This window comes from Mogibacterium kristiansenii (assembly GCF_029224645.1).
GTDB classification, from domain to species: Bacteria; Bacillota; Clostridia; order Peptostreptococcales; family Anaerovoracaceae; genus Mogibacterium_A; species Mogibacterium_A kristiansenii.
The window spans coordinates 23,740-50,427 of the sequence record NZ_JAQXUZ010000001.1; the positions used below are offsets into that span (position 1 = coordinate 23,740).

Sequence of the window (26,688 nt, forward strand, 5' to 3'; positions counted from 1 at the left end):
GATCAGTTGGAAACATCACACTGAAGTGTAAGCAAGCTATCAATATCCGCTGCAGAAAGATAGATTACCTTTCCGGTCTTTGTGAATGCTACTTCTTTTCCATCCTTATCCTGGGCATACCAAGTATAAGTAAGGCTCTGCTTTTCAGTTGCATTGGCCCAGGCAGTTCCGCTGTATTTCATCAAGGTAACCGTCTTAGCAGAATGATCAATCTTATACCAGAAGTCTCCGGACTTCGGTGTCGAAGGTGCAGTCTCACTGATATTACCCATCAGAGGATCAACCTCCTGCTGATTTGTTCTTACGATGATGTAAGGAACCAATCCACCAAGGTTATTCTTGACGGTAAAGCCTCCGATAGAAAGCATCTCAGATACATACGGATCGGACTTATCTTCCACCGTAATGACATCTATATAGGTCTTGCTGGAATATGTCATCGTACAGCGGTAAGACTGAATGTTTACGATATCTGAACCGGAAACTTCAAGCGTTGAAGAAGTAGCTCCGCTGATATTTGTCCAGGTACCATTCACATACTTAGCCCACTGATAAGTCGCACTGGTAATCGCAGTTGTTCCACTATAAGCAGATGTGGCCAGTAAAAGCTTACCTGACTGATTCTGTACGATGGTTCCGTTTGGAGCATAAACAGAAAATACAACAGCTGATGTTCCGTTGCTTCCTGCTTTGGATTTTGTCCAGGTAAATACCTTTGTTACTGTCTTTCCTGAGATCGTAAATGTAAGTGTGATATTACCGGTCAAAGTAGCTGCTGCTCCAAGATCAGAAGAACCTGCTACAGACAGTTCAATAAGTCCTGCTGCAGTTGCCGTTGCAGCTGTATTTGTTTTAAGCGTGATACCGGTTGGCAATGTTCCAACAGCACAAGTAGTAGCTGTCTGGGTGATTCCTACATATCCTGTAAATGGAATAGAAATCGTAGATGCTGCGGACGTTTTACCTGCAGAGGTACAAGCTAACGTCTGCGTCTCATTTCCAAGAACTACAGAAAGGCCACCGCTACCGGCAGATCCTGTAGAACCTTTATCGCCCTTTGCTCCGTCATAAAGCTTACTGATTGTGATGGTATCGAACACATCCGAATCAGAGGTTGTAACTTTAATCTGTGCAACATTGTCATTAAATACAGCGTGTGTTGGCTTCACTACAAGTGTTCCACCGGTAATGCTTGAGTTATCCGATGTACTTGGATAATCAACCCATGTACCAGAGCTGTTCTTATACTGCCATTTTCCAATGGTCACTCCCTGAACCTGGGCAGTAAGTGTCGCCTGAGAAGCACCAACTAAAGCTGAAGTGGTATCGTACTTGAACACGTAAGTATCACTTGTCACATAGCAAAGCTTTGCGTTGGTCGCATTCTTTACAAGCGTATACGTAATATCCGAAGTAATGTTGATGGTGTTCTTTGTCTCAGAATCGTAATAGCTGATATAGCAGATATAAGTAATCATGCCGGAGCTAGATGCTGCGAGCTTATTTGCATTGACCGTAAGAACACCCTTATTCACTGTTTCACCAGTCGTAAGATTTGTTTCTGCCGCTACACCGTCTTTTCTCTTCCAAGTGATGGTTACTCCAGTTGCTGTTGGAGATACATTCGTCTGATCAAGGAAAAGAACCGGAGTAAGCACAAGGTTTGTACTTACCCAGCTAGGCGCGTATTCATGTGGCAGAACATTTGGATCTTCACTCTGAGTCTTCGGAAGATTGGAAGTAATATATGCAGAGAGCTTTCGCTGATCTGTAATATCAACGAAGGTCTGCTGACTCGAAGTTAAAATTGTTCCCATGAAATATCCTCCTATAGATTGACTTCACAATAAAAGGACGCATTGTCATATACGTCCTCAGTAGTGATCGTTATTTGCTTTTTACCGATATGGTTTTTATCCCATTCGATGTCCGCCTCCTCATCAGAGGACTTTCGATGCCAGATGAAACAAGATGCATCAAGGCTATCTGTTATATCCTTATCCCAGGAATAAACATTGCAGCTCATAATGCTTGACTGGCCTTTATTCTTGAAAATGCTGACACCATCTACCACCAGCTCTGTTCGATACATCTTCTGCGCATTGATGTCATCGACTTTTTTATCAATGCCATCGATGCGTGATGTCTGACCGAAAAGATCATCTTCCAGAATTTCTATATTCTTATTCTGTTTGGTAGATGTAGCTGTCAGCGTCACCCCACTCGCTCCGATGGTTATCGTATTTCCCGCCGGGTTAAGATAGTCTCTTGATCTACTTACCACCAGATACGTTCCATTGATACCATGAGGCTTAGAAATACACTCCACATACATTCTTGCGCGGATATCTCCTATGTCAGCTCCGGTATCTGACTCATCTACAATGGAAAGCTCAATGCTCGTGATGCCATTTACTAAATCGGCAAGTCTACTGTTTGCTTTCCTTAGCAGGTTTCCTGGAAGTGTTACATCTTCCCAAACTTCACTGGTCCAAATCCATCCGATTTCCTTAATCGCATCTTCATCGCAGACATAATTTTTACCGCCATTAACTGAAGTAATATCTACTCTCTCATCCGATTCGATCTCAGTGCCCTCTTCATCGGTGGTCTTCTTCTTAGCGCCAAGAGGAATCAAAGCAGTGGCTCGCTCTGTGTGATCACGTGTTATTTTTACATCCAGCAAGTTTTTACCGAACTCAACTTTCTGCAAAGAGCGCATATTAAAGTCTTCCAGGTAATCTAACACCTTTCCTTTATCGGTATATCGGACCTGCAGATAACCTCCATGTGTATCTAGCAGCTTATTCTTAATCGCATCCATAGTAATGGAATAATCAGAACTGCTGTAGGCGATATAGTCATTGTTATCCTTTACCGTTACATTCCCAAGAATGAAGCGCTTCTGCTCTTCCACCGCCTCGTTATGAATGCGGATGAAGTATTCCAACAAACCCTTCAGTGGGCCTTTATACGTAAACGGCGGCTGTAGCGTATCCTTCAAATACGCCAGACATGATTCACAAGTCCAAGTATGCGTATTATAAAAATCGCTGCCATCATCAAGTGCACGTCCTTCAAATACAGTATCTTCACCCTTTTTACAGACAATGACTGACGACATTGGATGTATATCTTGCAAATATGGATGGTTATATGGTGCAGATAGTGTCAAGCTATCTACACTCTCCGCATCCTCTGACACCTTCGCTTGGGTGATCGCCAGCTTAGATAAATTGGGATGGTAGAACAAAGCACCATCAACATAAATTCGAAAAATGCTCATAGCCTACCCTCCCTATAACGAAATGTAACTGTCCCAGAACCCGTTATTGCCAGCTGATTGGCACCATAGATCAGTTCAAGTTCTGGGATTTCCCACGTGCCCGCACTGACTGTCTTTCTGAAAGAATCTGTACCAACCCTCCAGCTAAGCGTGGTCTCTGCAGTTGTAATTACCTTAGGCACCACCGGCATAAAATCATTCATAAGTGTGACCGTTCCACCTCCAGAAACAACAAATTCCGTTTCTCTGATATGGTAACGATAGGAATCACCGTCTGAACAAGATAAGGTCATCTGACCCTTACCGGAAAGAGGATCATAAACCGGCGTACATTCTATCGTTCCGACCGCATACATGTCCGGCTCTTCTGAGGTAATCACCTGGCACAAATGCCCTGCGAAACGATTTACAATCTCGGTAACCATCAAGTTGTATTTTTCTCTACTGCCTAACATCGACAGTATGATTTCAAAAGAACGAGGCTCATAGGAGATACGTCCTAGAGCCTCTGTGTATCTGATCGGGGAATTTCTTCCCGGAACAGTAATTGTTTCTGACTGAGATTGTGGTGTCGGAAAATCAATGCTTTCACGAAGCCACCCAAGGCTCAGCATAGAAACGCCATTTATTTTGATATCTGGTTTCATAAGCTCAACCTCGCATTCAGTTTTTGTGTCTGTCCAAGGCCGCTATCGATTGCTGGCAGTAACCTACCAACCAGTGTTCCATCATCCAGATAGATGCCCTTTCCACTATTAGCAGCAATAATGGACAGATATTTTTCTACATTGTCATTGTTCAGTCTTCCAACCAATATATTTTCCAGCTGTTTATAAAAGCTGCTCAGTGGCAGAACTGCTTCTGCACCTGCTTCACCACCTGCCATCAGAGAACTTCCATTCATTCCAAATACAGTCGGTCTGGTAAGAATACCACCTTCCTTATACCAGGAAATTGAAAGATGTGGCACGCTTGGAGGTGCAATAGAGAAGCTTCCTGAAATACTAAAGTGCGGTAACTTAATATGCGGAAGCTGCAATTTCAGTCCTGAGAAGAATCCACTGATCTTATCAAGCGCTGATTTCACAGTATTCTTTGCTGCTTCAATTGGTGTTGTAATAGCGCTCTTGATACCGTTCCATACAGATGTTGCAGTGGATTTAATGCCATTGAACACAGAAGATACAGAGCTCTTCACCGCTTCGAAGGCAGAAGACACTTTGCTCTTAATGCCATCTACTACCGTTGTTATGGCTGTCTTGATACCATTCCATACCGTTGTTGCTACTGATTTAATCGCATTAAACACAGTCGTTACGGTTGTTTTTATGGTGTTAAGAACCGTTGATACCGTTGTGCAAATTGCGTTCCATACGGTAGAAAAGACCGTTTTAATTGCATTCAAAACCGTAGAGATTACCGTACTGATCGCATTTATTACAGTGGACACTGTATTTTTGATTGCGTCCCAAACCGTAATGATAATATCCTTACAGTTCTCCCAGATAAATCGAAATGGCAATGTAATGACATCAATTGCTGCTTCTAGAATCGCTGCAATAAACATGATGCCTGTCTGCACCACATTTTTGATTGTCTCCCATACACCAGATAAAAAGCTGGTGATTCCATTCCAGATATTGATGAAGAAGGTAGATACGTTCGTCCAAAGCTCATCCCAGCTCGTTCCAAACCACCCAAGAATAACATCTGCAACACCCTTGAACACATTCAAATAGTTCTGGAAGGTACTAACAAGGAAATTCCATACGGCTCCAAACACCTCCTGAACACCAGTCCATAGCTGAGACCAGTTACCAGTGAACAAGCCAATAAAGATATCTAAGATGCCTACAATCACATCAAGGACAGCAGACAAGATGTTTGATATCTGCTGGAACACCCCTTCAAAGACAGGTGCAAGCAGGTTGCAAAATCCATCCCAGATAGCTTTGAGCACTTCAACAATATTTTCGAAATCAAATCCTAAGGCATTTAATCGATCAGTAATCGCCTGACCAAATTCCATAAACTTCGATTTGATTCCGTCCCAGATTCCAGTGATCGCATCTCTGAAAGCCTCATTGGTATCCCATAAATGCTTAAAGGCAGCTGCAAGTACTGCAATTACAGCAACAATCGCTATGATCGGTGCGGCTGCACTTGCAAGAGAACCAATCAATCCACTGACGCCTTCACCGCTTAAGCCCATGTTAAGTGCAACTTTTGCAAGGCCCTTAGACAGGGATGAGAAAGCCTTCATCGTCGATCCGACCGTTGATATCGTTTTTCCTAGAATAATTAGTAGTGGTCCAAGAGCTGCTGCAAAGGCCATGATCTTTATGATGGTTTCCTTTTGCGCATCACTCATTCCATTTAATTTATCCACGAATGCCTGAATCTTCTCGACAGCACTTCTTACCATCGGCATCAAGATCTCACCAAAAGAAATGGCGAGTCCTTCTAATGCAGACTTTAAAAGTGTGAGCTGACCGGATAAGTTATCAAGCTGTGTATCTGCCATCTGCTGAGCAGCTCCACCACTATCAATAATGGACTGCTGCAGTTCATCCCAGGTATCACCTGTATTTGCAAGCAGAGCATTTACTGAAGAGAGGTCCGCTTTATTGAAGATAGTGCTAATAATATTAGCTTTTTCCTGCGCAGTCATTCCATCCATACTGGTGTTTAAGTCACCAAGGATATCATTTAAAGAGCGCATGTTTCCTTCAGAGTCATATACAGAAACACCGAGTGCTTCCATCTGAGAAGCAGCCTTATCTGTTGGATTCTGTAAGGAAAGAATAACATTTCGAAGATGTGTACCGCCTTCAGCACCTTTGATACCGTTGTTGGCAAGAATACCAAGTGCTGTATTTAATTCAGCGGTTCCACCTTTTACTGTCCTAGCAGTAGCACCAATCGTAAGGATACCTTCACCTAACTGTGCTACTGAAGTATTGGTAGAGGATGCCGTCTTTGCCATCTGATCTACCATGACATCAGCTTCGGAGGTTTCCATACCAAGTGCTGACATCGCATCGGTAACCATATCCGATGCGCTTGCTAGATCAATGCCACCTGCTGCAGCAAGGTTCAGGACGGTCGGGAGTGTATCGTAGATTTCCTGTGTATCGTATCCTGCTAAAGCCAGATAGTTCATTGCATCCGCACATTCACTTGCACTGAATGCAGTCTCGGAACCCATCTGTTTAGCCAGATCACGAAGAGCGTCCATTGTATTGACGGATTCACCATCTAATTCGGACATGGCATCTTTCGTGATACCCATCGTGGCTTGGACCTGACTCATGGAAGAACCGAAATCGGATGTTGCTTTTACAGCCGCAGTACCAAGTGCCGTAACACCGGCTGTAACAGGAAGTAGTTTCTGACCAACTCCTGTCATCTTATTTCCTACGGTTTCCAGCTTGCCACCGATCTCTTCAATCTTCGCTAGAGTTGCATTAGACTCGATCGCCTGTTCTTTCAGGCGCTTCAGCTCTTGCTCAGTTTCTATAATCTCACGCTGTAGGGCATCGTACTTGTCCTGACCGAGATCTCCATTTTCAAGCTGTGCTTTTGCCTGTTCCTGTGCAGTCTTTAATGACTCAAGTTTTTCTGATGTGGCGGAGATGGCGTCCTTCAAAATCTTCTGTTTCTGTGTCAGAAGTTCTGCATTGGAAGGGTCCAGTTTCAATAGCTTATTCACATCTCGAAGTGCAGACTGTGTACTCTTGATCTGTAAATTTACATTTTTCAGGGCATTCTGAAGACCGGTAGTATCGCCACCAATCTCAACAGTAATACCCTTTATTCTGCTTGCCATATTCGCTCCACCTCCTTACGGCAAAATAAAAGACACCTTACTCGGTGCCTCGTTCAATCAAATTTTCATTTTGTATGTCGGATAGGTCTTTGGTTTCAACCCACCCAGCAGCTCTCTTTCTATACGCAGCCTGGATTGGAATCCAAATGCCATCTACTTTGCGATAGGCATATTCTTCGCTGTAATCCAACCCAGCTTCATAGAAAGCCAGTCTTTTATTGTTCCCGCTGTTCCAAAGAATACGAACAGCAATAACTCTATGTTCATTTATCCCTGATATCATCGATGTCAACTGTCCATCAAAAGAACCGACATCTTTCCAGCTTGATCCATCACGTGATACTTGAAGTAAAGTTCCCTTCAAGATCTGTGTTCCATTTGCTGATCCGGATACCGCAGTCATGCCTTTAAAAGTAACTGGGCCTGAAAATGAAAAAGTAATACTCTTCCCTGCAGTTTGTGCATCTTGTGCACCCCAATAAGAAGTACGATTACCATCGATGATGTTATTCAGAGAGCCTTTGCTTGTCTTATAATCTGATGATACTGTAATCGTCATAACCAGCCTCCTTATATCAGGATGTAGATGTCTCCATCATTTCCAATATTATCTTCAGGAGCCTGGCTACCCGAATACAAAGTAATAAAGGATACCTCTCCTTCTATTATCTCGCCTGATGCCCCATGAGCTGTTGCACCGGCAAGAAGATTATTCGAAGAAACAGTATCCTCTGTCAGATCTATGATTGCCTTGTTTCCGTAAACAACTTTACTTACTCCCATAGACATTAACCTCCAATCGTAACGGTAATGCCTCCCGCAGTATTTTCAGATTCCGTATATGGAATCGCAGCTACAGTTACAGAAGAAAGATAGTTAAATCCGGTTTCTGGTGTGATCGTCTGCTCTGTGGTTCTTGGCGTTACACTTCTGCTCTGTGCAGTAACATCCTCTGTTCCAGACATAGAACCTGTCACTCCAAGAATGGTAATACCACTTCGAATGTTGGTTGCGATCAACTTTTCCTGCTCTACCGAATCAATACCTACCGAACCACTGCCATCATGATAGCCCTGCGCAATATTTACGACTTCTGTCTTCTTCGTAATATTTTTCTTAACGCTGCCATTATTAGGCATGGTACCAGTTATCTTACTTCCTCTAACAAATGCTGTTTTTCCTGCCAAAATCTCAGCAACAACCGCAGTTGCTCCGGAAGTATCGCTGTCATAATTACATGTACCGGTAATCGCCTCACCAGACATGTCATGAGCGGTGACACCTTTAAGCAATCTGTCAGCTGTAACAGTATCGCCAGTAAGGTCGATTAAGGTCTTACCGCCATATATGATTTTGTTATATGCCATTGTTCTCTCCGCCTCCTATATAGACTGTCGTTCCATTCTGGTTCTCAGTTTCCCAGTATGGAATTTTAAATATCGTGATATCTTGTGTAAGAAATTTATCTTTTGTCTCAAGCCTTACCGGTTCCGTTTCTGGCACTGCTTGATACGGCCCTTTATAGTATTCCACCGCATCTCTTCGTACTATCGTTTCTGTAAGGACCTTGACATCATAAGAAACTGGACAGGTATCCACCTCAACTTTGTGGACCCTGTCACAGTTAACCTTGACGATTTCCGCCACTAGATTCACCCATCACCGTTTTATCTGCTCTATATGAGATGCGGTCATATATCACATCAGCAAAATTGGAAGTTCCATACTCATCGAGCCATTTTATCTCGATCCTGCATCTGCAGGCAGGAAACAGAATTGTCTCTTCCTGTGTCAGATTGCAATAAACGGTATTTCCTTCAACGGTGAGTGATTCTTTGTTCCAGTGCTTGAGTTCTTTTCCATTCTCTTCACTAAGAGAGATCTCAATTTCCCTGGCACCAGATACATCAACTGGAAATGTTAATGTAATCGGAGCGTTTGTCCCTTGAATAATCATCTCTTCACCCCCGTTTTCATCTTAGAATTTGTCGAATTCCTCCTGGCCAGCCACCCTTGTCGTATTGTATTTCGCGCTATCGTTTCCTTTTTCAGTCCACATATCCATAACCAGACCGATTGTAAGTAGGTCCAGATCAGCGATACTAATACCGATTTCTGTACAGCGCAGAAGGAATAGCGGCGTTGTTATTTCCCTGCTACTTTTTGCAAGTTTTTTTTAGACTCGATATCGGTGATGAGATTGGTTCCCCAAAGCTCTAAGATCTCAGGCAGTACCTCATAGATTGAGAACATTTCAAACTGGTCAAGCCAATCATCGATGTTATCAGGAATAGAATGGTCTGCATGATACGCCATAATGTAGGCTACATTCTCGAAGATCTCTAAGTCTTCAATCTCAAAGGAACTGCCTTCTTCCTTCTTGCCTTTATAAGACTTTTCCAGTTTGGACAGATCCTTGAAGATATCACGTTTGAACTTAATACGATACAAACGGGGAATGGTGGCAGAGGAACGGAAAGTAACCTCTTTTTCACCAACTTTTACTGTTTTCTGTAACATCTCCTACACCTCCATTAACCTTTCGATTCATCCACCGGAATATATACAGTCTTGTACCAGTTCTGATATGTTTCTACAGAAGTGGTATCACCGGTACGGCTCTTAACAAGACCATCTTCACGAGGATCAGCGGTAAGAGAAAGTGTTTCTGTACCAGGTTCGATCGTATCTTCCTTAGTTTCAGATTCAATAGAAGGACGAGATGCGGTACAGTTGTACATCACATGACGAATTGCTCTTACATCACCGTCAAACTCAAACAACAATGCAAACTTCACACTCTCTGCATTATCAGATTTCTCAACAAGTACACCATTGGAATCCAGTATTTCCTGAAGAATGTCTGTACGGAACCATTCAGGAATAAGCGCAATTTCAAGATCACCTGAATAACCATTGTTAGATACAGAACGGAAATACACGATACCATCCGCATAGAATGGGCTGGAATCGCCCTCTGCATCTAAGCTGATACTTACTGCACCAGGGATAGCCTTTGGTGTTGCATAACTGTATGAAGTTACACCGTCAACGACAGTTTCTGTAAGCTTCGCCGCATGGACGTTCTTCAAATTATACTTAACTTTATTACCCATAGCTTTTAAGCCTCCATTTCAAAAGAGTAAAGGACTTCATATAGTTTCTCGCTCTCGATCCAGACCTCGGAACGATCATAAAAAATGCCATACTCATCAAGTACGGCTTCCAACTGCCCCTCAACCGATAAGTCCTTAATATCGGTATAGAGCTCAATATGGACTTCATTGATTTTGTAATAGGCTTTACCGTCTGCAGAGAAGTTATCTGAATTCGGTAAAAGATAGCAGATGAATGGCGGGTCTGGAGATTCGCCTTCTGCGAAATGATCGTAGGCATACGGGATACCCGCCTTGCCTAGAATCTCTAACAGCTTATCCATTTCGAATGCACCTCTCGATCTCCTGCTCTAACAGTTCAATACCAGATTGTTCAGCAGATGCAATGTGCGGTCTTGCAACAACTCGCCCGCCACCACGCTTTGCATGGCCATGTTCCAAAAGATGTGCCAACTGATAACGATTTCTGGAATACACTGTGATCTCCAGCTTATGTGAAGACTCCGCAGTATTTTTAGTAGACCAGCTCTTCTGGTATTTTCCCGATTTTACAGGTGCGCCAGACTGTATCTCTGACTTCACTGTTTTTGCAGCTTTTTGAACCGCAGCTTTTACTCCGTCTGCAGTTGTATCGGCGTAATCATTGAGTTCTTTCATGATGGCATCTGCCATAGCATCAATCGATACCTTTGTCGCCATGATTATCGCCTCACTTTCTGACAGGATAACTTTATGCACTTGTGCTTATAGTTCATGTGGTTTACAGCAAGGATGTCATAAAGGGCTCCATTAAACTGCACACGATATCCCGTTGAAGTGAGCGCATCTGCGAGCTTGCATGATCGGATCGTAAAATCAATCTTACTATCATCCACTACCATGCCCGCATCCGTCTTTTCTTTTCCAGCTTCACCACTTACCGTTGCATAGCAGGTATAGTATTCCTTCCAGCTGTTTTTATGGTTGCCGATAGCATCCACAACCACATCGTTCTTCGAGATAAAGATACGGACATTGAGTAATTCGATCTTCATCAGAATCCCTCCTTTCGAAGTCCGAAAAGAAGTGATCTAAGATCAATCGTCAACTGATGATGATCCGCTTCTTCACGATGTTCATACAAATAAGCGACCGCATAAAGCACTGCTGTCTTTGCGTTATCTTCCGGGAGGGCTAGATACTCCTCCACTGACAATCTGGCGACACTCGCACATAATTCTTCAGCAGAGGAGATCAGCACACCAATAAAGATGTCATCATCTGGATAATCGACTCTCAGATACTGTTTCATTTCTTCAAGTGTTATCATGTGGTGTCACCTCCAAATCAGGAAGGGAGTAGCAAATCACTACCCCCTTCTGCATTTCTCTTAGGCAGTTGCAGCACCCTTCATCTGAAGAACCTTGATTGCTTCAGGAAGTACAAGCTTACCGTCCACTCTCTTAGATGCAAGGAAACCAACCTGACCATAATCAGCGTAACGCTCATTAAGTCTCTTGAAGGTGATACCCTGACGGTCACCAATCCAGTAGAAGGAAATATCACCGAACATGATTACCTTCTGACCAGCACCAATCTCAGGAACATAAGGAGAAGTCATGATCTTCTTACCCATAAGAGTCTCATGCTCACCTTCATGAAGAGCAGGCTGCCATAAGTACTGTCCGTTGGAATCCTTAAGCTTACGGATCGCACGTACAGTAGAATCATTAAGAATCCATACTGCGTTCTTTCTGTAAGGTGCCTTTAAGCTGTAGTAAAGGTCGATGATTTCATCTGCAGTGATTGCCTTGTCGCTTGCTGCAGTAACACCGATGTCTGCACCACCAGTAGTATGAAGAATACCAGTAGGCTTCTTGTTACCATCACCAACGATGAATGCTTCCTCTTCCTTAGCACCGATACGTCTTGCGAACTCATCCTGGAAGTACTTTTCAAGGTCAAATGCAGAGTCATTTAAAAGCTCTTCAGAGACCTTGATGATAGTACCGATCTTGTGAGCGTCGATCTGTTCCTGACCGAATACATCATCGCCATCACCATAAACACCACCTTCATCGATCCAGTTTGCGTTACCCTTAGTACGTACTACCGGGATCTTGTGGATACCGTTAGAAGTAGTGAATACATGTGCAAGCTCACGAATAGGACTCTCTTCCTTCATTGCATCCACAAGAGTATCCTCGAACTCATCCGGAACAAGGTAACCACCTTCGGAGTCAACACCCTCAGAAAGTGCATTCTTCACTTCATAAGATACGCCGTTCTTAGAACGTACCTGATTCCAGAATGCAGACTTATATGCATCGGAAGCGATGCCCTTCTTAGTGTCTACCTTCTTGTTGTTTTCAGGCTTTTCAGTAATCGGAGTAGATACAGGAGCTGCCATTTCACGTTCCATAGCATCAAGTCTCTCCTGGCGCTCGATCTCATGTCCAAGATTTACGATCTCCTGCTCGATCACTTCATAAGCCTTTACATTGTCTTCAGAAAGCATACCGTTCTCACGATTTGCTGTAAGGAAAGCCTGTGCTCTTTCCCATGCCTTTGCACGCTGTGCGCGTAATTCATTAATCTTACTCATAATAGAAATCCTCCTTAAGGTCTAATCAAATTCAAACGAGTCATAAGCTCGTCGTAGGTTTTTCCTGCAGTTGCAGGTGTTACATCTTTGGCCGCAGGAATTGCTGCTGCCTGCGCGGGTGTCATCGCTTTAGTTACCGGCTTATAGTGAGCGGTGATCTTATTCATAAGACGTGTCTCAGTTTCCTTGCCAGAAAAAGCGTAAGCTGGAATCTCGGATGCTTCTCTTTTCTCATCCTTCAAAATGTCATCTGCAAATCCAAGCTCGATTGCTTTTGCCGCATTCATCCATGTTTCTGCGTCCATAAGATGACTAAGCTTCGCACGTGACATTCCGGTTTTGATCTCGTAAGCATTGATGATGCTTTCCTTAACCTCATCCAGCATTTCGATGGCCTTCTCCATTTCTGCATGGTTTCCATAGGCCATTGTCATAGGGTTATGAATCATCATGAGTGCTGTCGGTGCCATGAGTACCTTTGTACCGGCCATCGCAATAACCGATGCTGCAGATGCTGCGATACCATCAATCTTGATAGTGACATCACCCTTGTAATCTATAAGCATTGTGTAAATCTGGCTAGCTGCAATGCAGTCGCCTCCAGGGGAATTAAGGAAAATAGTCACCGGACCGGAACCAGCAAAAAGTTCATCTCTGAACATTTTCGGAGTTACATCATCGTCAAACCATGATGTTTCAGCGATTTGTCCATAGAGCTCAAGAACCCTTTCCTGATCCGATTCTGGTTCGACTTGATTTTTCCATTCCCAGAACTTCTTGTGTTTCTTCATCAGGTTCCTCCTTTTCCTCAGAAATTCTATTTGCATAAGCTGCGCCCGCAGAATTAAGCGGCAGCATATTGCCATTGACTAAATAGAGATCACCACCAAGTTCTGCCGGGATACGATCCAGATCTTCTAACTCACGGATGTCATTTGCACTCATCCAACCGTTCTGTCTGGCTGTCGCATAACCATTCATTCGACTTGCGTAATCTCCCCTGAGCAATCCTTCCACATTGAATTTGAAGAACACTGTCTTCTTCTCTTCCTCTGAAAGCAAAGCTCTATAAAGTGCCTGCTCCCAACGGATCACCCAAGGGTCCAGTGTATATTTCACGAACTCAAGTGATTGTTGCTCAATATTAGAAAAGCTCGACTTCTCAAGGTCGCCTACCATATGAGGTGGCACTCTGAAAATTCGAGCGATTTCATTAATCTGAAATTTTCTAGTCTCCAAGAACTGTGCTTCATTTGGAGCAATACTAATCGGTGTATACTTCATTCCTTCTTCCAGCACTGCTACTTTGTTGCTGTTAGAAGAACCACCGAATGTTGCATTCCATGAATCACGAACTCTTGCAGGGTCTTTTAATGTACCAGGGTGTTCCAAGATACCGGAAGGTGCTGCACCATTGGCATAGAACTTAGAACCATACTCCTCAGCTGCAATCGCAAGACCAATCGCGTTCTTAGCCATTGCAATCGGGCTATAGCCAACCAAGCCATCAAAGCCAAGCCCTGGAATATGCAGTACATCCGATGGTGATAAATACACCGAACCAGACTCCATCGTCGGCGCATCATCATTATTCTTGGTGTATTTGTAATAGAGCTGACCATTCTTATCACGATCAACACTCATACGATCTGGCATCAATGGATATAAGGCGATGACTTCACCCTTACCATTTCTGATGATCTGCGCATAAGCATTACCCCATAACAATAGGTGCGTCATTAATGTTTCTCTGAAAATGAAAGAACTCATTTCCGGATTTGGCTCATCGTGAAGCAAATGAAACAAGCTATGGTCGATTGCCTTTTCCTTACCACCGTTATCCGTATATCTGTAAACGTTCAGTGGCAGACTTGCTACTGCTTCAGATAAGATACGGACGCAGGAATACACTGCTGTCATCTGCATCGAAGTACGTTCATTGACCCTCTTACCGGAAGTCGTTGATCCCATCAAAAAGCTGTAGCTGCTTCCTGAGGTTCTATTGCTAGGTGCATCTCTGGTACGAAATAATCCAGTGAATAATCCCATTCCTATCACCATCCTTTCTAAAATACGAGAAGTCCACGTGTATCGTAGACACTCTCTGAAGTATCGTTACCGCAGCGGATTGCTCTATCTAATGCCATGATCATTGCAATGGCACCATCGATCTTCTCAGTCGACTTCGCTTTATCCGCTTTTATATTTCCGGCAGGATCGGTTCGAATGAAAATGTTATCCATGTTCCATCGAAGAACCGGATGCCCGCCATGTGCGATTTTCTTTTCAAGTGTTAGCTTCATAAGCTCTTTGGTTGGAGGTGACATCGAAGCAAAGCCCTGGCCCATAGGAACTACGGTAAATCCCATGTTCTCAAGATCCTGAGACATCTGTGTTGCTCCCCATCTATCGAATGCAATATCTCGTATGTTGAACCTCTCACCAAGACGTTCGATGAATTTTTCAATGTATCCGTAATGGACGACATTGCCTTCGGTCGTTTCAAGATAGCCCTGCCTATTCCACACATCGTATGGAACGTGATCTCTTTTTACTCGAAGGTCTAATGTATCTTCTGGTACCCAGAAATATGGCAATACATAATATGGTTCCTCTTCATCTTCAGGCGGGAACACCAAACAAAATGATGTAAGGTCGGTCGTACTTGAAAGGTCGAGTCCTCCGTAGCAAACCCTGCCTTCCAGCATTTCTTCATTTACCGGAACCGCACATGCATCCCACTTTTCCATTGGCATCCAACGGACTGCCTGCTTAACCCACTGATTCAAACGAAGCTGTCTGAAGCTATTCTCTTCTCCAGGATTTTGCTTTGCGGATTCGCATGCTGCCTGTACTTTATCAATACCAATCGTCTCACCAAGGGAAGGATTGCTCTTAAGCCATACCTTAGGATCAGTCCAGTCTTCGTTTTCACCGGCACCATAAATTACCGGATAGAAGGTCGGATCAATCTTTCTTCCTTCCAGGATATCTTTGGCCTTTTGATGAGTTTCAAAGCAGATGGAATTGGTATCCGTACCAGCTGTTGTAATAAGGAAATACAGAGGCTGCATACGTGCATCACCAGATCCCTTTGTCATAACATCAAAAAGCTTTCTATTAGGCTGAGTATGAAGCTCATCAAACACAACGCCATGAATATTGAAACCATGCTTTGAGTAAGCTTCTGCAGACAAAACCTGATAAAAGCTGTTGGTTGGTGTAAATAAGATACGCTTCTGGGAAGTCAGTATCTTGCATCGCTTATTTAGCGCCGGACACATTCGAACCATATCTGCAGCAACATCAAAAACGATCGTCGCCTGGCCTCGATCAGCAGCACAACCATAGATCTCAGCACGCTGCTCACCATCTCCACAACAAAGTAAAAGAGCGACTGCCGCAGCAAGTTCACTCTTTCCATTCTTCTTCGGTATTTCTATGTAGGCGGTATTAAACTGCCTGTATCCATTCGGTTTAAGTACACCGAATAAATCTCGTATAATCTGGCTCTGCCAATCTAAGAGCTTGAATTTCTTCCCGGTCCAGGTTCCTTTCGTATGGCAAAGCTGCTCAATAAACATGACCGCAAAGTCTGCAGCCTCCTCATCGTAGTAGGAGTCTTCCAACATAAACCTTGTCGGTACGTATTCACTTGTATCTTTCACTTAGAAGCTCCTTTCTATGGTGTATTTCTATCGGGTATATTGTGAGGATATTGTTTAGATTGTTTTCCTTGGTAACGCCTCATATCCAGCAGCTTTGCAGATCTGCGCTACCTCATTATCAGGAAGGATTCGATTTACTTTCATGCTTCCTGCAATGATCCATTTGCCAAGCATCATCGGACTGGTCTTATAACGATAAAAACCATCCTCCGGAATATGGGTAAGCATCGCCTTAACAGGTATGAACTTACCATTTCTCATTCCGGCAGCATCAGCTTCTGGCTGATAATCAATAGCATCGGAACATTCACACTCACACCAGACTTCATCATCATGCATGTATTTGATCTTGCCATTTTCCTTCTGACCAATGTGGATAGCCAGAGGAATATCCGATAAATGCCAGCCTGGTCTAAAGGCCAACGGTCCAAGTTTTGATGACACCTTACCATCTTTATTTCTCGGCCCTTCCTTAGCAGGAAGCCATACACCAATCGGTACTGGCTCATTCGCCATCACATATAATGGGAAGAGCTGACCCGGATATTTCTTTTTCATTTTGAATAGCTTATATGCGATCATGTTTCCTCCCACGATAAAGGGAGCCTCCGTTTATGGAAACCCCCTCCAAATCTTAAAGTGTAATTCTCTCGCCGGTTAAGATGTTTACGATTGTCTGGCCCTCTCCAAAGGCTGCTCTCATCTCGCTAATCTCTTCTTCGCTTGCCGGCTTCGCGTTTCTTCTGTAGTCTGCAAGGCTTCTTGTTACCTCTTCGTCTCTTGCTGCCTTGGTTGCTTCTGCGTCAACCTCGTCGGTTACGTAGGTAAGTTTCTCAAGCATGTCGCTCATCAAAACTCTGCCGATGCAGTTTCTTGCAACTCCGTTCTCGTCGATGGTGATCTTTCCGGCTTCGAGGTCTTTTCTGATCTCCTCAAGTTCCTTCTCTGCGCTGTTTTTCCAATATGCTCCAAGGGCTCCGCTAAGTTCTCTTTCAAATCTTGTCATGTTCGTTTCCTCCGTTTTTCTTTGTGTGTTTTCCTTTCGGTACTGTATATATCACTCTAAAAGCACATAATATCCAGTTAATTCGACTCATATTTCCAACAAAGATCACCGGCGGAAATTGTGTAATTTATGCCATATTTTTATGGATAGTAGCCAGGATTTTCTCCTGCTCCTTAGAATCTACACCGATACTTTCAAGAGCCTGTCTTGTTCCGCAATCCGGACAGATCATCGTCTCATTATCCGTTCTGGATAAGGCCGGGTGTCCAGTATAGCTGCAGCCGCAAAGTGGGCATATTCTTTTGTTTGTCTCAGTCGTTTTCATCATCACACCTCCCAGCAAGCTTCGTATGCATCCTTAAGGTACTTTAGGTTGAAACCAAAATCTCGGTATCCTTCAATGCAGGTCTCGACATAAGATCTGCTTGGAATGCCAATCGGTCTATCCTCATGCATGATGTAAACAAAGCATTTTCTCTTTCGCTTTTTGCCGGTCTTAATTCCGGTGAAGGTAAGCTCCAGTTCCTTCTTGTAGTAGAAGGTTGGAAATCCCTCATATCTGTCCAGGCGTTTTTCATCCTCTTCAGATACTTCCCAGACCGCTACCGGCACCTGTGCGCCTTCCTGGGCCTCGATTGTCAAATAGGAACCTGTCTTGCTACCTTTGAATAAAAGGCGGTAATCTTCGATTGTTGCGGTTCCTAAGGCTCTTGCATCCGGGCAGCGCCAGCGCATCTGCGCTACGTTTAAGTTACTGCCATACGCTAAGTAATACTTTTTCATTGGTTGTCCTCACTTTCTGAAGGGCTCACCCTTCTACCACCGAAAGCCCGCCTGAGCGGGTGTCGGTAAGTATAAGGCTAAGTCCTTATGCTCTTGTTCCGTTTCTGAATGCTGCGTCGCCTGCAAGTCTTCTTGTTAAGACCTCTCTTGCTGTTGCAAATTCGTCTCCGACAAAGCCAAGTCTAAGGAGCCATGTTCTCATCGCGTATTTTGGATTTTCTTTCTGCTGCTCTTTGGCGCTTGCGCTTTTGACCATCTTGGCCATGTTGCTAAGTGCCAGGCAAAGCTGAATGTAGCTCTTAAGCTGTCCGGCGTGAAGGCCGTTTCTCTTTCCGTTTGCTGGTGCATCGAATTGGAAAAGTCTGAACTCTACCGTACCCTTTGTGAAGGTTGCGTGAAGGTTAAGCATGTGGTATCGGCTGTCGTTGTAATGGTGATCTCTACCGTAGCTTGCTCCGTTTCCGGTGTACCAAATGTCTGCCAGCTGGCTCATGGTTTTTGGTTTTCTCTTGTTTAATGTTTTTAAGAAGTCTGCGTCAACCGGTCTGCAGTATCTTCCAACTCGGTAATGGTCAAGGGCTAAGCTTTCTGTTAAAAGGCTTTCGTGGCTTGCCATGATGTTGGCCAGGTTTCTTAAGGTCTGTGGTGTGTGGCCCTGAGCTCCGATGTGAATGTGAACTCCGCATCCTCTTGTCGCATCGCTCTTGGCTCCGACTTTTCTAAGGCGTCTTACAAGCTCCTGTAAAAGCTCGATGTCGTCGTAGGTAAGGATCGGTGTTACCATTTCGCATTTCTGGCTGTCGGCTCCATGGATGCTGACGTCCTTCTGCATTTTCCATTCGCGGCCCTGTCCATCCCAAGCGCTCCAGGTTTCGTATCCGTTGCGGCGTGCTGTGTATTCGTATCTTCCGGTTCCAAAGAAGTCTGCTGCAAGCTTCGCTGCTGCTTCTCTGGTGATGTTGTTCATCTCAATTTCAACTCCGATTGTCTGCTTCTTCATTTCTTCGATCTGGTTTCTTGTCTTGTCGTTCATTGTCTTTATCTCCTTCGCTTTTTGCGTGTATGTTTTCCCTTTCGGTACTGTATATATCACTCTAAAAGCACATAATAGCAAGACAATTAGACACATAGATTAAACAATATATAGTGTTAGAAATTGTGCATAATTAAGCCAAAATACCACATCTTGTGTTCCCTTAAATCAGTCTTACTCGGTCCACCAGAAAGATCACATTGAGGCTACTTCCATTGTCCCAGGCCACCATGATGCTACCTGTATCATCAACGCCAAGAACGGTACCTTGGGTTCCAACCGGAGGAGCTTGCACATCATCCATTGATACAAGCTCCACTCTACATCCTGCTGGATACTGCTCTTTCAATCTTTTAATTTCGTCTGGTCTTGCAAATCTCATTCCTGCTCACCGCCTTTTTTATGGCCGCACTTAAATGCAGCCGATCCGGAAAGGTTCTTCATGAGCTGCTTTCTAACCTTTTTGTATTCATCTCCGATAAGGCCGAGTCTTAAAAGGAAGCATCTAAACTCGTATTTCTCATTGACTACTTTGGTTTCCTTCTTATTGATTCGCTTCTGAGTAATGGCCATCTCGCAAATCTTCTGAATGAACACTGCGTAGCTTTCTGCGGCATCCGGGTCTGCTTTGAACCAAGGAAAGCTAACCGTCTCTTCGCTTAGCTCTACCGGAAGGTCCTCCGCAAGGAAGGCTCGCTTCATAAGCTCCTTCTTTGCTTCCACCAGGCGCTTCAGGTTTTCAAGTGCAGCCTCATCAAACATTGCTGCCGGCATGCTAATCGAAACCATTGTCTCATCCGCTTCTGCCATTGCTGCAGTCTGTTCTTCAATGAAGTCGGCTTCTTCTGATCGGAAACCTTCAGCCTCAAGTGCCTGGATCAAGCTGCAGCTTAATTCCATGTGTGCAGGATCTGCATCATCAAGGTCATTCCAGCTAAGAGCTCCTTCTTTTGAAAGGTTGTATTCTCCAATCTGGTATGCGCAGCTTGGAACTCCAAGGTACTTAGGTTTCTGGTGAATGTGCTCACCGATAATATTTGCAAGCTTCTTTCTATCTGGTCCTGTTACGTTAAAATGGTAGATCATTTTATCTGTCCTCCTTGTTTTTGGTATGTACATATATCACTCTAAAGGAACATATTATCCAGTAATATCTGCACATAATTTCCACCAAAATGAAGTCGGATAAACTGTGCACTTTACACTTCGATTTCCTTCACCAAATCAGAATACATAAGCTTCTCACCGTTTCTGATCACGTAGACGTTATCTGTATCTCCGGTGTCCTCCACATATCTTCGAAGGATAACGGATGCATACTTCTCATCGAGCTCCATCGTATGACAGATACGGTTAGTCTGTTCGCAGGTCATAAGCGTTGATCCGGAACCACCAAAGGTATCGATGACGATAGAGTTCTCACGACTGGAATTTCCAATCGGATAGGCAAGAAGGTCAAGCGGCTTTGAAGTTGGATGGTTCTTATTCTTCTTAGGCTTATCGAAGTTCCAGATGGTTGTCTGGCTACGACCAGCATTCTTACTCCAGTAGTGTTTGCCATTTTGAAGGAACCCATAAAGCACCGGCTCATGCTGCCACTGATAATCAGATCTTCCAAGCACCAGTGAATTCTTCACCCAGATACAGCATCCGGATAAATGGAAGCCTGCGTCAATAAACGCTTTACGGAAGTTAAGTCCTTCTGTATCTGCATGGAACACATAAGCAGCTCCGCCTTTTTCCAGGTTGTCAGCCATGTTCTTAAATGCAGCAAGCAGGAACTCGTAGAACTTATCTCCGGCCATCTTGTCATTCTTAATTGAAAGACCATCAGAACTTTCAAAGGCCACATTGTATGGCGGATCAGTTACGATGAGGTTCGCTTTCTTTCCATCCATCAAAGCAGCTACATCTTCTGCGCTTGTTGCATCTCCGCACATCAGTCTGTGTCGACCAACCGTCCAGATGTCACTGCGTTCAACAAAGGCAGCCTTTTCAAGCGCATCGGACAAATCAAAATCATCATCCTCTGCACCAGTCTCATCATCACCAGCAAACAGATCTGCAATTTCCTGATCCTCAAAACCGGTAAGAGATACATCAAACGACTCTGCCTGTAATGCTTCAATCTCAATTTTTAAAAGTTCTTCATCCCAACCAGCATCCTGAGCGAATCGGTTATCTGCAATGATGTAGGCTTTCTTCTGCGCTTCGGTAAGGTAATCAACAAGTACACATGGTACCTCAGTGATTCCTTCTTCCTTTGCAGCCATCAGTCTGCCATGTCCAGCAATCACTCCATAATCTTTATCAATGATGACGGGATTAATAAACCCGAACTCACGAAGAGAAGATCTAAGCTTTGTGATCTGCTCCTGACTATGAGTTCGGGCATTGTTTACATATGGCACCAGCTTTTCAACTGCTACCATTTCCATATGTGTAGTTTTATTCGTATTCATTGGCGCCTCCTTAGAAAAGACCCCATTCAGCGAACTTTTCAAATCCGCCAACAGAATCAATGTATGCTTTTGCCTCAGCAACAATCTCGTTGTAAGGCACGCCATCAATCGTGTCGTCTCCAATCGCACAACAAAGCTCGACTGGCTTACCGGTTCTCTGTGCCTTTAAGAATGCGTGAATATTTACACTCACATCTGCTTTGCTAAGGTCTTTACCATGAAGTCCTCCACCAGTAACAGAGTCGGCCATATCTGAACCAAGTTTTCTATTCGTAGCACCGGTATCTACATCTGTGCCACCGGTCCAGTCGCCAAGCGGATTGATTATGGCCTCAGTGTAGATTTCTCTTAAATGTACACTTTTTGCATTGGACTGACAGATAATGAGCTTTGCCTGATCCAGGATATACTTTCCATCAAATGGATAGACAGTGTAGATTTCACGAGCAATCTTAGAGAGTGCTTTCTGCTCCTCTGTAAGAGGCATGCCCTTAAAGATACCATTGTCGCCGCAGCGAATTTTCTCTTTCTGGTTACCAGCTAAATGTTCATCCTGAGGAACGATATCAATATCGGCCCATACACCGCCGGCAATGCGGTGAATCGCATCTTTTACATCAAGTGGATTAATCTCTGCAGTAGTTTCGATAATCGCATGGCACTTACCATGTCCAATTAAAACTTCAACTGCGATTTTAGGGTTTTCTTCTGCAGCATATGCCAAATCCACAATGGCACCCGCTATTCGATCAGCCACCTTATCCGGATGGCTTGGGTTTACTTTTTCAATCATAGTTACATTCCCTTCCTTGTTCTTAACAGTCTCTCCATCACATCGTCCTGCGGCGTGTTACCGGAAAATGGCTGCGAACAATTCTCCTTTACTACCTGGAAGATCTGATACCAGATCTGATTTACTTGCTTCATGTACTGCTGCGACATGGATACGTATGGAGATGCGATTGCGTTGCCAGTTGTGGGATGTTTCGCTAAGAAGCCGTATTCAGATATACACTCCTCACACTGAATCCATCTGGATACGCTCATGGCGTACTGCTCAATCAACTGAGAATTTACCAGCCTTTCGCAACCTCTATCCTTCAGCCATTTCCATGTTTCTTCATATACCTCTGCAGCGCATAAGTCCTTACCGGCTTTCTGCTTTGCTTTCAGGTATTGCTTTACTGGAGGGACATCATTCCCTTCAAAAATTGGTGGGTCAGGAAGCTCTATAGAAACTGCAGCTTCACCCGCCATCACTCTATCGGCCAGTGGCTTTGGCTTTCGACCAGCACCATACCTGGCTCCGCCTCTGGCTGTTCCATCTTTGGCCATATTCTTGCACCTGCCTTCTTATGAATTAACGTTTCAGGGTTTAATTCCCTGTTTGAAATCGGATTTTTGCGCGTTTGACCCCGACGCCGTTGGCGGGGAAGCCGATCCGTAGAGATTTTGACCGCCCCTCCCGACACGACTGTCACACAAAAATTCTGAAATACTTTATACTTTGACTGTCACGACTGACACCTTAATAAGTATATTTTTTATCTTTGTTCCATCTGTCTCCTCGCTCAGCATGTATCTGTGAGTGACAGCTCTTGCAAAGAGAAATCAAGTTGCTGCGCTCGTGAGTTCCTCCTTCAGCTAAAGGAACTTTGTGATGCACTTCTTCAACAGGTACAATCACACCCTTCTCATAACAAAGCTCACAGAAGGGATGGGTCTTTACATAGGTATCGCGGATACGTTTCCAGACTCGTCCATACCTACGGCGTACAGCAGGATCTCTGTCATACTTCTCGTAGCGTGCGTTTTCCTGTTTCGTATGTTCTTCACAATATCTTCCTTCAGTAAGGTTCGGACATCCTGGCACAGCACATGGCTTCTTCGGTTTTCGTGGCACCGGTCTTTCCTCCTTCCTGGGTCTAGGCATAACAAAAGCCCCGGTGGTTTTTATCCAACGAGGCTATGTGGGTCATGTCTTTATCCTTTTTCGCTGATTATACTATACCATGATAGGAACCCGCTCAAAGGCGCTCATTTCCGCGCAATATTAAATTGTTGTAGGATTTTCTGGAACAACAAAATGATTCAAAGCTTTGTTGTGCCATCTGCGAACAGTGCTTTCATCCACATACATCAGATCAGCGATGCGCGGCCAGGTAAGGTTCTTTATATAACGGAACTCAAGAACCAAACGTTCATCCTGATTGCTCATCGATTCAATGGCTTTCTGCATCTCCCTCTTAAGATTCATATGCAGTTCCAGCTTTTCTGTAAGCAGATCCTGATACTCCATCATCTTATAAATCTGTTTGACAAAGGGTGCGTCTGTATTTCTGGTTGCATTGAAGTGCTCTTCAAATCCAGGAGAGGATACGCTGCTGGCAAGATCCTGCCAATACTCAATATCCATTTTAATCAGCTTGATAATCTGCTCCAGACGATAACCCTGTGATAAATACTCTTTAGCTGTCATCTTACTACCTCCTCATCCAGCTTCTTAATCAGGTACTCTGGATCGATTTCAGTAAGAGCCTTAAACCAGCCAGAGCGAAAAAATCGTAAGCACTCCTCTTTGGTTTCAAGGGCAGCTTGGTTCTTTCGTCCTCTGGACAGCTTTCTATTTGCATCTCGGTAATCCCTCACCGCAGCTAACACGATTGCATTGGCTAGCTGCTCGTAGGGATCGTATGAATTCTTATTGCTCATAAGAGTACCTCCGATCATAATATTTCTCTCGGATTGACTCTGATTGACTCGGCCATACTTGGCTCATTTACAGTTGTGCCTTCACCGCATTGATCAGTCTGTTCTGGCTTGCATCTTTACTTGTTAAGGCATCCAGAATATCTTCATCAATGGTTCCGGCAGTTACAATGTGCTGTACCACAACGGTTTTATTAGACTGTCCTTGTCTCCAAAGGCGGGCATTGGTCTGCTGGTATAACTCTAAGGACCAGGTAAGTCCAAACCAAACAATCACGTTTCCACCCTGCTGCAAATTAAGTCCATGCCCAGCAGAAGCAGGATGGATCAAACCAACATCCAGCTTTCCGGCATTCCACTTACGAATACTATCCTCAGTGGTGATCCTATCAAAGCTTACCTTCAGCTCTTGAAGCTTCTTTTCAATACGCTCCAGGTCATGTTTGAACCAGTAACAAAGAAGGATTGGTCCCTGTGCTGCTTCGATAATATCTTCTAAGGCTTCAAGCTTACGGTCATGGATATGTACCGTATCTCCACCCTCTGAATACACAGCACCGTTTGCCATCTGACAAAGCTTACCAGAAAGAGCTGCTGCATTCGCTGCAGTGATTGCTTCATCTTCTTTATAAGGAAGAATCAAATCAGATCGAAGCTCGTCATACATGGCAGCTTCCTTTTCATCCATATAAACCGGATATCTGTTTTCAATAAGCTCTGGCATCTTAAGATGATCCAGTGCCTTCATGGAAATAGTGATGTCAGAAATCTTATCGTAGATCTGTTTCTCTGCACCTGGACGTAAGCGGTAGGAATACACAATCTGTCCGTTCATACGATCCGGTACAAAATAACAATTACGGTACTGCGTGATGAACCTTCCAAGTCTCGCTCCCATATCCAGGCACTTAAACTGTGCGAATAAATCCATCATGCCGTTGGGAGAAGGTGTACCGGTAAGACCAACCACTCTCTTCACACGAGGTCTGACTTTCATAAATGCTTTGAAGCGTTTTGAATTCCAATTCTTAAAAGAACTCAGCTCGTCGATTACAACCATGTCGTACTCGAATGGCACTCCGCTTTTTTCTACCAACCACTGTACGTTCTCGCGGTTGATAATATAGATATCTGCATCTGCATTAAGAGCTGCTATTCTTTCCTTTTCTGTACCAACTGCGATGCTGTATCTTAAGTGACTAAGATTTTTCCATTTACGGATTTCATCGCTCCACGTAACCTTTGCAACACGAAGCGGTGCGATTACCAGCACCTTTCGGACCTCAAAGCTGTCGTACATCAGCTGGTTAATGGCATCTAAGGTACAGACTGTTTTTCCAAGACCCATTTGTAAAATAACTGCTGCAACCGGATGGGTCACAATAAACTCGGTCGCATACTTTTGATAATCATGTGGTTTGTATTCCATCAAGGATACCTCCAATCTGTGATTCCTGGTCTAAGACGTAAACCTTATAACCCAGGGCACGTAGTTGTTTGTGTCTATGAACCTGCAGAGGTCTTGGCTCCTTTCCGGGAGCCTTCACCTCAACAAATCCGATCTTTCCTGCAGGCAGGATTACGATACGGTCTGGCCAACCAGAAGTTCCGGATATCCACTTCTCGCATAAGCCACCACGCTTCTTAACCTCCTGCACTAATTTCTTTTCGATGAAACTTTCACGCTTACTTAAAGAGCTCATCGCTCACCTGCTTTGCAAGGTTGATGATTTCTCCATCAAGGTGGTTACGTGGCTGGTCTCCCACATTGCCATAGAAGACACCGATGTATTCATTACCTAACTCTGGGAAGTCTGAAAACATATTGTCTTCTGCTCTACTGCATACTTCATCAATGCGGTGAAGGGCTCTACTTAACATCTCGTAATCGGAAGCAGATACCACTTTGGAAATATCCACCGCGAGCTTAGTACCTAAGTTCTTGAAAAGTCGCATCTCGGCTCCGGCCTTCTTATATTCATCAATCGTTCGATTCTTTTTTGCTAACATACCTGAATCCTCCAATTCTTCATCAGTTGAAATTTGTAAGTGTGACGCTCGTGCCAGTGATTTCATAACCTTCTCTATATAAATTTTTTTATTCTCCTATAGAGACTTTTACGTAAAGACTGGCACGACTGACACACATATATAAAAAACAGTATTTTCAGTTATAAGAAGTTATGGTTTTAAGTGTCACGACTGGCACAAG

General features: G+C 44.0%; 34 protein-coding genes. All 34 read right to left on the bottom strand.

The genetic code is table 11. The features are described 5' to 3' along the window. Positions 1 to 2: 2 nt before the first annotated feature. The 34 genes from PUE40_RS00120 to PUE40_RS00290 all read right to left on the bottom strand — a co-directional run bounded on the left by PUE40_RS00120 (position 3) and on the right by PUE40_RS00290 (position 26,552). Complete coding sequence (locus tag PUE40_RS00120) at positions 3 to 1,817, bottom strand: autotransporter outer membrane beta-barrel domain-containing protein (protein WP_277671506.1); 1,815 nt, start codon at positions 1,815 to 1,817, stop codon at positions 3 to 5. A gap of 11 nt (positions 1,818 to 1,828) precedes the next feature. Further along, entirely contained in the window at positions 1,829 to 3,286 is a 1,458-nt protein-coding gene (locus PUE40_RS00125; protein ID WP_277671507.1) for a phage tail protein, read from the bottom strand. Beyond that, a complete protein-coding gene (locus PUE40_RS00130; RefSeq protein WP_277671508.1) occupies positions 3,283 to 3,933 on the bottom strand; it encodes a hypothetical protein in 651 nt (216 codons plus the stop codon). Before PUE40_RS00130 ends, PUE40_RS00125 begins: the two co-directional genes overlap by 4 nt. Further along, entirely contained in the window at positions 3,930 to 7,115 is a 3,186-nt protein-coding gene (locus PUE40_RS00135) for a phage tail tape measure protein (RefSeq protein ID WP_277671509.1), read from the bottom strand. Before PUE40_RS00135 ends, PUE40_RS00130 begins: the two co-directional genes overlap by 4 nt. 37 nt (positions 7,116 to 7,152) lie before the next feature. After that, on the bottom strand, positions 7,153 to 7,674 hold the full coding sequence (locus tag PUE40_RS00140) for a discoidin domain-containing protein (protein WP_277671510.1): 522 nt from the start codon (positions 7,672 to 7,674) through the stop codon (positions 7,153 to 7,155). An 11-nt stretch (positions 7,675 to 7,685) separates the two neighbouring features. Further along, positions 7,686 to 7,898, bottom strand: a complete 213-nt coding sequence (locus PUE40_RS00145; RefSeq protein WP_277671511.1) for a hypothetical protein — start codon at positions 7,896 to 7,898, stop codon at positions 7,686 to 7,688. 5 nt (positions 7,899 to 7,903) lie between these two features. Continuing rightward, the gene (locus tag PUE40_RS00150; RefSeq protein ID WP_277671512.1) at positions 7,904 to 8,482 is read right to left on the bottom strand and encodes a hypothetical protein; all 579 of its coding nucleotides are present in this window, start codon (positions 8,480 to 8,482) and stop codon (positions 7,904 to 7,906) included. Beyond that, entirely contained in the window at positions 8,472 to 8,762 is a 291-nt protein-coding gene (locus PUE40_RS00155) for a hypothetical protein (RefSeq protein WP_277671513.1), read from the bottom strand. Before PUE40_RS00155 ends, PUE40_RS00150 begins: the two co-directional genes overlap by 11 nt. Further along, the gene (locus PUE40_RS00160; protein WP_277671514.1) at positions 8,740 to 9,072 is read right to left on the bottom strand and encodes a hypothetical protein; all 333 of its coding nucleotides are present in this window, start codon (positions 9,070 to 9,072) and stop codon (positions 8,740 to 8,742) included. Before PUE40_RS00160 ends, PUE40_RS00155 begins: the two co-directional genes overlap by 23 nt. 188 nt (positions 9,073 to 9,260) lie before the next feature. Beyond that, the gene (locus tag PUE40_RS00165) at positions 9,261 to 9,635 is read right to left on the bottom strand and encodes a hypothetical protein (RefSeq protein WP_277671515.1); all 375 of its coding nucleotides are present in this window, start codon (positions 9,633 to 9,635) and stop codon (positions 9,261 to 9,263) included. A 14-nt stretch (positions 9,636 to 9,649) separates the two neighbouring features. Further along, on the bottom strand, positions 9,650 to 10,231 hold the full coding sequence (locus tag PUE40_RS00170) for a major tail protein (RefSeq protein ID WP_277671516.1): 582 nt from the start codon (positions 10,229 to 10,231) through the stop codon (positions 9,650 to 9,652). Between the two features lie 5 nt (positions 10,232 to 10,236). Next, the gene (locus tag PUE40_RS00175) at positions 10,237 to 10,554 is read right to left on the bottom strand and encodes a hypothetical protein (RefSeq protein ID WP_277671517.1); all 318 of its coding nucleotides are present in this window, start codon (positions 10,552 to 10,554) and stop codon (positions 10,237 to 10,239) included. After that, the gene (locus tag PUE40_RS00180) at positions 10,547 to 10,930 is read right to left on the bottom strand and encodes an HK97 gp10 family phage protein (RefSeq protein WP_277671518.1); all 384 of its coding nucleotides are present in this window, start codon (positions 10,928 to 10,930) and stop codon (positions 10,547 to 10,549) included. Before PUE40_RS00180 ends, PUE40_RS00175 begins: the two co-directional genes overlap by 8 nt. Positions 10,931 to 10,932: 2 nt before the next feature. Continuing rightward, positions 10,933 to 11,265: a phage head closure protein gene (locus PUE40_RS00185; protein WP_277671519.1), complete on the bottom strand. Its 333-nt coding sequence runs from the start codon at positions 11,263 to 11,265 to the stop codon at positions 10,933 to 10,935. Beyond that, a complete protein-coding gene (locus PUE40_RS00190; RefSeq protein ID WP_277671520.1) occupies positions 11,265 to 11,540 on the bottom strand; it encodes a head-tail connector protein in 276 nt (91 codons plus the stop codon). Before PUE40_RS00190 ends, PUE40_RS00185 begins: the two co-directional genes overlap by 1 nt. Before the next feature lie 60 nt (positions 11,541 to 11,600). Then, positions 11,601 to 12,815, bottom strand: a complete 1,215-nt coding sequence (locus PUE40_RS00195) for a phage major capsid protein (protein WP_277671521.1) — start codon at positions 12,813 to 12,815, stop codon at positions 11,601 to 11,603. Positions 12,816 to 12,829: 14 nt separating this feature from the next. After that, positions 12,830 to 13,606 carry a head maturation protease, ClpP-related gene (locus PUE40_RS00200; protein WP_277671522.1) on the bottom strand — a complete coding sequence of 259 codons (777 nt, stop codon included), beginning with the start codon at positions 13,604 to 13,606 and terminating at the stop codon, positions 12,830 to 12,832. Beyond that, positions 13,533 to 14,864 (bottom strand): phage portal protein, encoded by a 1,332-nt coding sequence (locus PUE40_RS00205; RefSeq protein WP_277671523.1) that lies wholly within the window; start codon positions 14,862 to 14,864, stop codon positions 13,533 to 13,535. Before PUE40_RS00205 ends, PUE40_RS00200 begins: the two co-directional genes overlap by 74 nt. A gap of 17 nt (positions 14,865 to 14,881) precedes the next feature. Next, entirely contained in the window at positions 14,882 to 16,483 is a 1,602-nt protein-coding gene (locus PUE40_RS00210) for a terminase TerL endonuclease subunit (RefSeq protein ID WP_277671524.1), read from the bottom strand. 54 nt (positions 16,484 to 16,537) lie between these two features. Continuing rightward, positions 16,538 to 17,065: a hypothetical protein gene (locus PUE40_RS00215; RefSeq protein WP_277671525.1), complete on the bottom strand. Its 528-nt coding sequence runs from the start codon at positions 17,063 to 17,065 to the stop codon at positions 16,538 to 16,540. 52 nt (positions 17,066 to 17,117) lie between these two features. Then, the gene (locus PUE40_RS00220; protein ID WP_277671526.1) at positions 17,118 to 17,489 is read right to left on the bottom strand and encodes a hypothetical protein; all 372 of its coding nucleotides are present in this window, start codon (positions 17,487 to 17,489) and stop codon (positions 17,118 to 17,120) included. Positions 17,490 to 17,816: 327 nt separating this feature from the next. Further along, on the bottom strand, positions 17,817 to 18,272 hold the full coding sequence (locus tag PUE40_RS00230) for a gamma-glutamylcyclotransferase family protein (protein ID WP_277671528.1): 456 nt from the start codon (positions 18,270 to 18,272) through the stop codon (positions 17,817 to 17,819). Between the two features lie 85 nt (positions 18,273 to 18,357). Then, positions 18,358 to 19,305, bottom strand: coding sequence for an amidoligase family protein (locus tag PUE40_RS00235; protein WP_277671529.1), 948 nt, complete (start codon positions 19,303 to 19,305; stop codon positions 18,358 to 18,360). Between the two features lie 163 nt (positions 19,306 to 19,468). After that, positions 19,469 to 19,687: a DUF4314 domain-containing protein gene (locus PUE40_RS00240; protein ID WP_277671530.1), complete on the bottom strand. Its 219-nt coding sequence runs from the start codon at positions 19,685 to 19,687 to the stop codon at positions 19,469 to 19,471. Continuing rightward, the gene (locus PUE40_RS00245) at positions 19,684 to 20,391 is read right to left on the bottom strand and encodes a hypothetical protein (RefSeq protein ID WP_277671531.1); all 708 of its coding nucleotides are present in this window, start codon (positions 20,389 to 20,391) and stop codon (positions 19,684 to 19,686) included. Before PUE40_RS00245 ends, PUE40_RS00240 begins: the two co-directional genes overlap by 4 nt. A gap of 113 nt (positions 20,392 to 20,504) precedes the next feature. Continuing rightward, a complete protein-coding gene (locus PUE40_RS00250) occupies positions 20,505 to 21,767 on the bottom strand; it encodes a site-specific DNA-methyltransferase (protein WP_277671532.1) in 1,263 nt (420 codons plus the stop codon). A gap of 10 nt (positions 21,768 to 21,777) precedes the next feature. Further along, positions 21,778 to 22,560, bottom strand: coding sequence for an S-adenosylmethionine synthetase N-terminal domain-containing protein (locus PUE40_RS00255; protein WP_277671533.1), 783 nt, complete (start codon positions 22,558 to 22,560; stop codon positions 21,778 to 21,780). 2 nt (positions 22,561 to 22,562) lie between these two features. Beyond that, positions 22,563 to 23,102: a P27 family phage terminase small subunit gene (locus tag PUE40_RS00260; RefSeq protein ID WP_231190371.1), complete on the bottom strand. Its 540-nt coding sequence runs from the start codon at positions 23,100 to 23,102 to the stop codon at positions 22,563 to 22,565. A gap of 193 nt (positions 23,103 to 23,295) precedes the next feature. Continuing rightward, entirely contained in the window at positions 23,296 to 23,670 is a 375-nt protein-coding gene (locus PUE40_RS00265) for an HNH endonuclease (RefSeq protein ID WP_231190373.1), read from the bottom strand. A 150-nt stretch (positions 23,671 to 23,820) separates the two neighbouring features. Then, entirely contained in the window at positions 23,821 to 24,246 is a 426-nt protein-coding gene (locus PUE40_RS00270; protein WP_231190375.1) for a DUF1492 domain-containing protein, read from the bottom strand. Then, a complete protein-coding gene (locus PUE40_RS00275; RefSeq protein ID WP_231194653.1) occupies positions 24,243 to 24,479 on the bottom strand; it encodes a hypothetical protein in 237 nt (78 codons plus the stop codon). The genes PUE40_RS00270 and PUE40_RS00275 overlap by 4 nt, the downstream gene beginning before the upstream one ends. 67 nt (positions 24,480 to 24,546) lie before the next feature. Next, positions 24,547 to 25,905: a DEAD/DEAH box helicase gene (locus tag PUE40_RS00280; protein WP_277671534.1), complete on the bottom strand. Its 1,359-nt coding sequence runs from the start codon at positions 25,903 to 25,905 to the stop codon at positions 24,547 to 24,549. Beyond that, entirely contained in the window at positions 25,886 to 26,179 is a 294-nt protein-coding gene (locus PUE40_RS00285; protein ID WP_277671535.1) for a VRR-NUC domain-containing protein, read from the bottom strand. Before PUE40_RS00285 ends, PUE40_RS00280 begins: the two co-directional genes overlap by 20 nt. Next, positions 26,163 to 26,552, bottom strand: a complete 390-nt coding sequence (locus tag PUE40_RS00290) for a hypothetical protein (RefSeq protein ID WP_277671536.1) — start codon at positions 26,550 to 26,552, stop codon at positions 26,163 to 26,165. The genes PUE40_RS00285 and PUE40_RS00290 overlap by 17 nt, the downstream gene beginning before the upstream one ends. Positions 26,553 to 26,688 lie beyond the last annotated feature (136 nt).

Excerpts from the sequence above, each read along its gene's own strand:
- PUE40_RS00145 (WP_277671511.1), bottom strand. The coding sequence starts at position 7,898 with ATGGGAGTAAGTAAAGTTGTTTACGGAAACAAGGCAATCATAGATCTG.
- PUE40_RS00245 (WP_277671531.1), bottom strand. The coding sequence starts at position 20,391 with ATGATCTACCATTTTAACGTAACAGGACCAGATAGAAAGAAGCTTGCA.
- PUE40_RS00135 (WP_277671509.1), bottom strand. The coding sequence starts at position 7,115 with ATGGCAAGCAGAATAAAGGGTATTACTGTTGAGATTGGTGGCGATACT.
- PUE40_RS00235 (WP_277671529.1), bottom strand. The coding sequence starts at position 19,305 with ATGAACGACAAGACAAGAAACCAGATCGAAGAAATGAAGAAGCAGACA.
- PUE40_RS00205 (WP_277671523.1), bottom strand. The coding sequence starts at position 14,864 with ATGGGATTATTCACTGGATTATTTCGTACCAGAGATGCACCTAGCAAT.
- PUE40_RS00200 (WP_277671522.1), bottom strand. The coding sequence starts at position 13,606 with ATGAAGAAACACAAGAAGTTCTGGGAATGGAAAAATCAAGTCGAACCA.
- PUE40_RS00190 (WP_277671520.1), bottom strand. The coding sequence starts at position 11,540 with ATGATAACACTTGAAGAAATGAAACAGTATCTGAGAGTCGATTATCCA.
- PUE40_RS00255 (WP_277671533.1), bottom strand. The coding sequence starts at position 22,560 with ATGATTGAAAAAGTAAACCCAAGCCATCCGGATAAGGTGGCTGATCGA.
- PUE40_RS00290 (WP_277671536.1), bottom strand. The coding sequence starts at position 26,552 with ATGAAATCACTGGCACGAGCGTCACACTTACAAATTTCAACTGATGAA.
- PUE40_RS00120 (WP_277671506.1), bottom strand. The coding sequence starts at position 1,817 with ATGGGAACAATTTTAACTTCGAGTCAGCAGACCTTCGTTGATATTACA.
- PUE40_RS00260 (WP_231190371.1), bottom strand. The coding sequence starts at position 23,102 with ATGGCCAAAGATGGAACAGCCAGAGGCGGAGCCAGGTATGGTGCTGGT.
- PUE40_RS00270 (WP_231190375.1), bottom strand. The coding sequence starts at position 24,246 with ATGACAGCTAAAGAGTATTTATCACAGGGTTATCGTCTGGAGCAGATT.
- PUE40_RS00150 (WP_277671512.1), bottom strand. The coding sequence starts at position 8,482 with ATGGCATATAACAAAATCATATATGGCGGTAAGACCTTAATCGACCTT.
- PUE40_RS00175 (WP_277671517.1), bottom strand. The coding sequence starts at position 10,554 with ATGGATAAGCTGTTAGAGATTCTAGGCAAGGCGGGTATCCCGTATGCC.
- PUE40_RS00160 (WP_277671514.1), bottom strand. The coding sequence starts at position 9,072 with ATGATTATTCAAGGGACAAACGCTCCGATTACATTAACATTTCCAGTT.
- PUE40_RS00165 (WP_277671515.1), bottom strand. The coding sequence starts at position 9,635 with ATGTTACAGAAAACAGTAAAAGTTGGTGAAAAAGAGGTTACTTTCCGT.
- PUE40_RS00195 (WP_277671521.1), bottom strand. The coding sequence starts at position 12,815 with ATGAGTAAGATTAATGAATTACGCGCACAGCGTGCAAAGGCATGGGAA.
- PUE40_RS00140 (WP_277671510.1), bottom strand. The coding sequence starts at position 7,674 with ATGACGATTACAGTATCATCAGATTATAAGACAAGCAAAGGCTCTCTG.
- PUE40_RS00215 (WP_277671525.1), bottom strand. The coding sequence starts at position 17,065 with ATGATCGCATATAAGCTATTCAAAATGAAAAAGAAATATCCGGGTCAG.
- PUE40_RS00230 (WP_277671528.1), bottom strand. The coding sequence starts at position 18,272 with ATGAAAAAGTATTACTTAGCGTATGGCAGTAACTTAAACGTAGCGCAG.
- PUE40_RS00170 (WP_277671516.1), bottom strand. The coding sequence starts at position 10,231 with ATGGGTAATAAAGTTAAGTATAATTTGAAGAACGTCCATGCGGCGAAG.
- PUE40_RS00185 (WP_277671519.1), bottom strand. The coding sequence starts at position 11,265 with ATGAAGATCGAATTACTCAATGTCCGTATCTTTATCTCGAAGAACGAT.
- PUE40_RS00220 (WP_277671526.1), bottom strand. The coding sequence starts at position 17,489 with ATGACAAGATTTGAAAGAGAACTTAGCGGAGCCCTTGGAGCATATTGG.
- PUE40_RS00130 (WP_277671508.1), bottom strand. The coding sequence starts at position 3,933 with ATGAAACCAGATATCAAAATAAATGGCGTTTCTATGCTGAGCCTTGGG.
- PUE40_RS00180 (WP_277671518.1), bottom strand. The coding sequence starts at position 10,930 with ATGGCGACAAAGGTATCGATTGATGCTATGGCAGATGCCATCATGAAA.
- PUE40_RS00275 (WP_231194653.1), bottom strand. The coding sequence starts at position 24,479 with ATGAGCAATAAGAATTCATACGATCCCTACGAGCAGCTAGCCAATGCA.
- PUE40_RS00250 (WP_277671532.1), bottom strand. The coding sequence starts at position 21,767 with ATGAATACGAATAAAACTACACATATGGAAATGGTAGCAGTTGAAAAG.
- PUE40_RS00280 (WP_277671534.1), bottom strand. The coding sequence starts at position 25,905 with ATGGAATACAAACCACATGATTATCAAAAGTATGCGACCGAGTTTATT.
- PUE40_RS00240 (WP_277671530.1), bottom strand. The coding sequence starts at position 19,687 with ATGAGATTTGCAAGACCAGACGAAATTAAAAGATTGAAAGAGCAGTAT.
- PUE40_RS00125 (WP_277671507.1), bottom strand. The coding sequence starts at position 3,286 with ATGAGCATTTTTCGAATTTATGTTGATGGTGCTTTGTTCTACCATCCC.
- PUE40_RS00285 (WP_277671535.1), bottom strand. The coding sequence starts at position 26,179 with ATGAGCTCTTTAAGTAAGCGTGAAAGTTTCATCGAAAAGAAATTAGTG.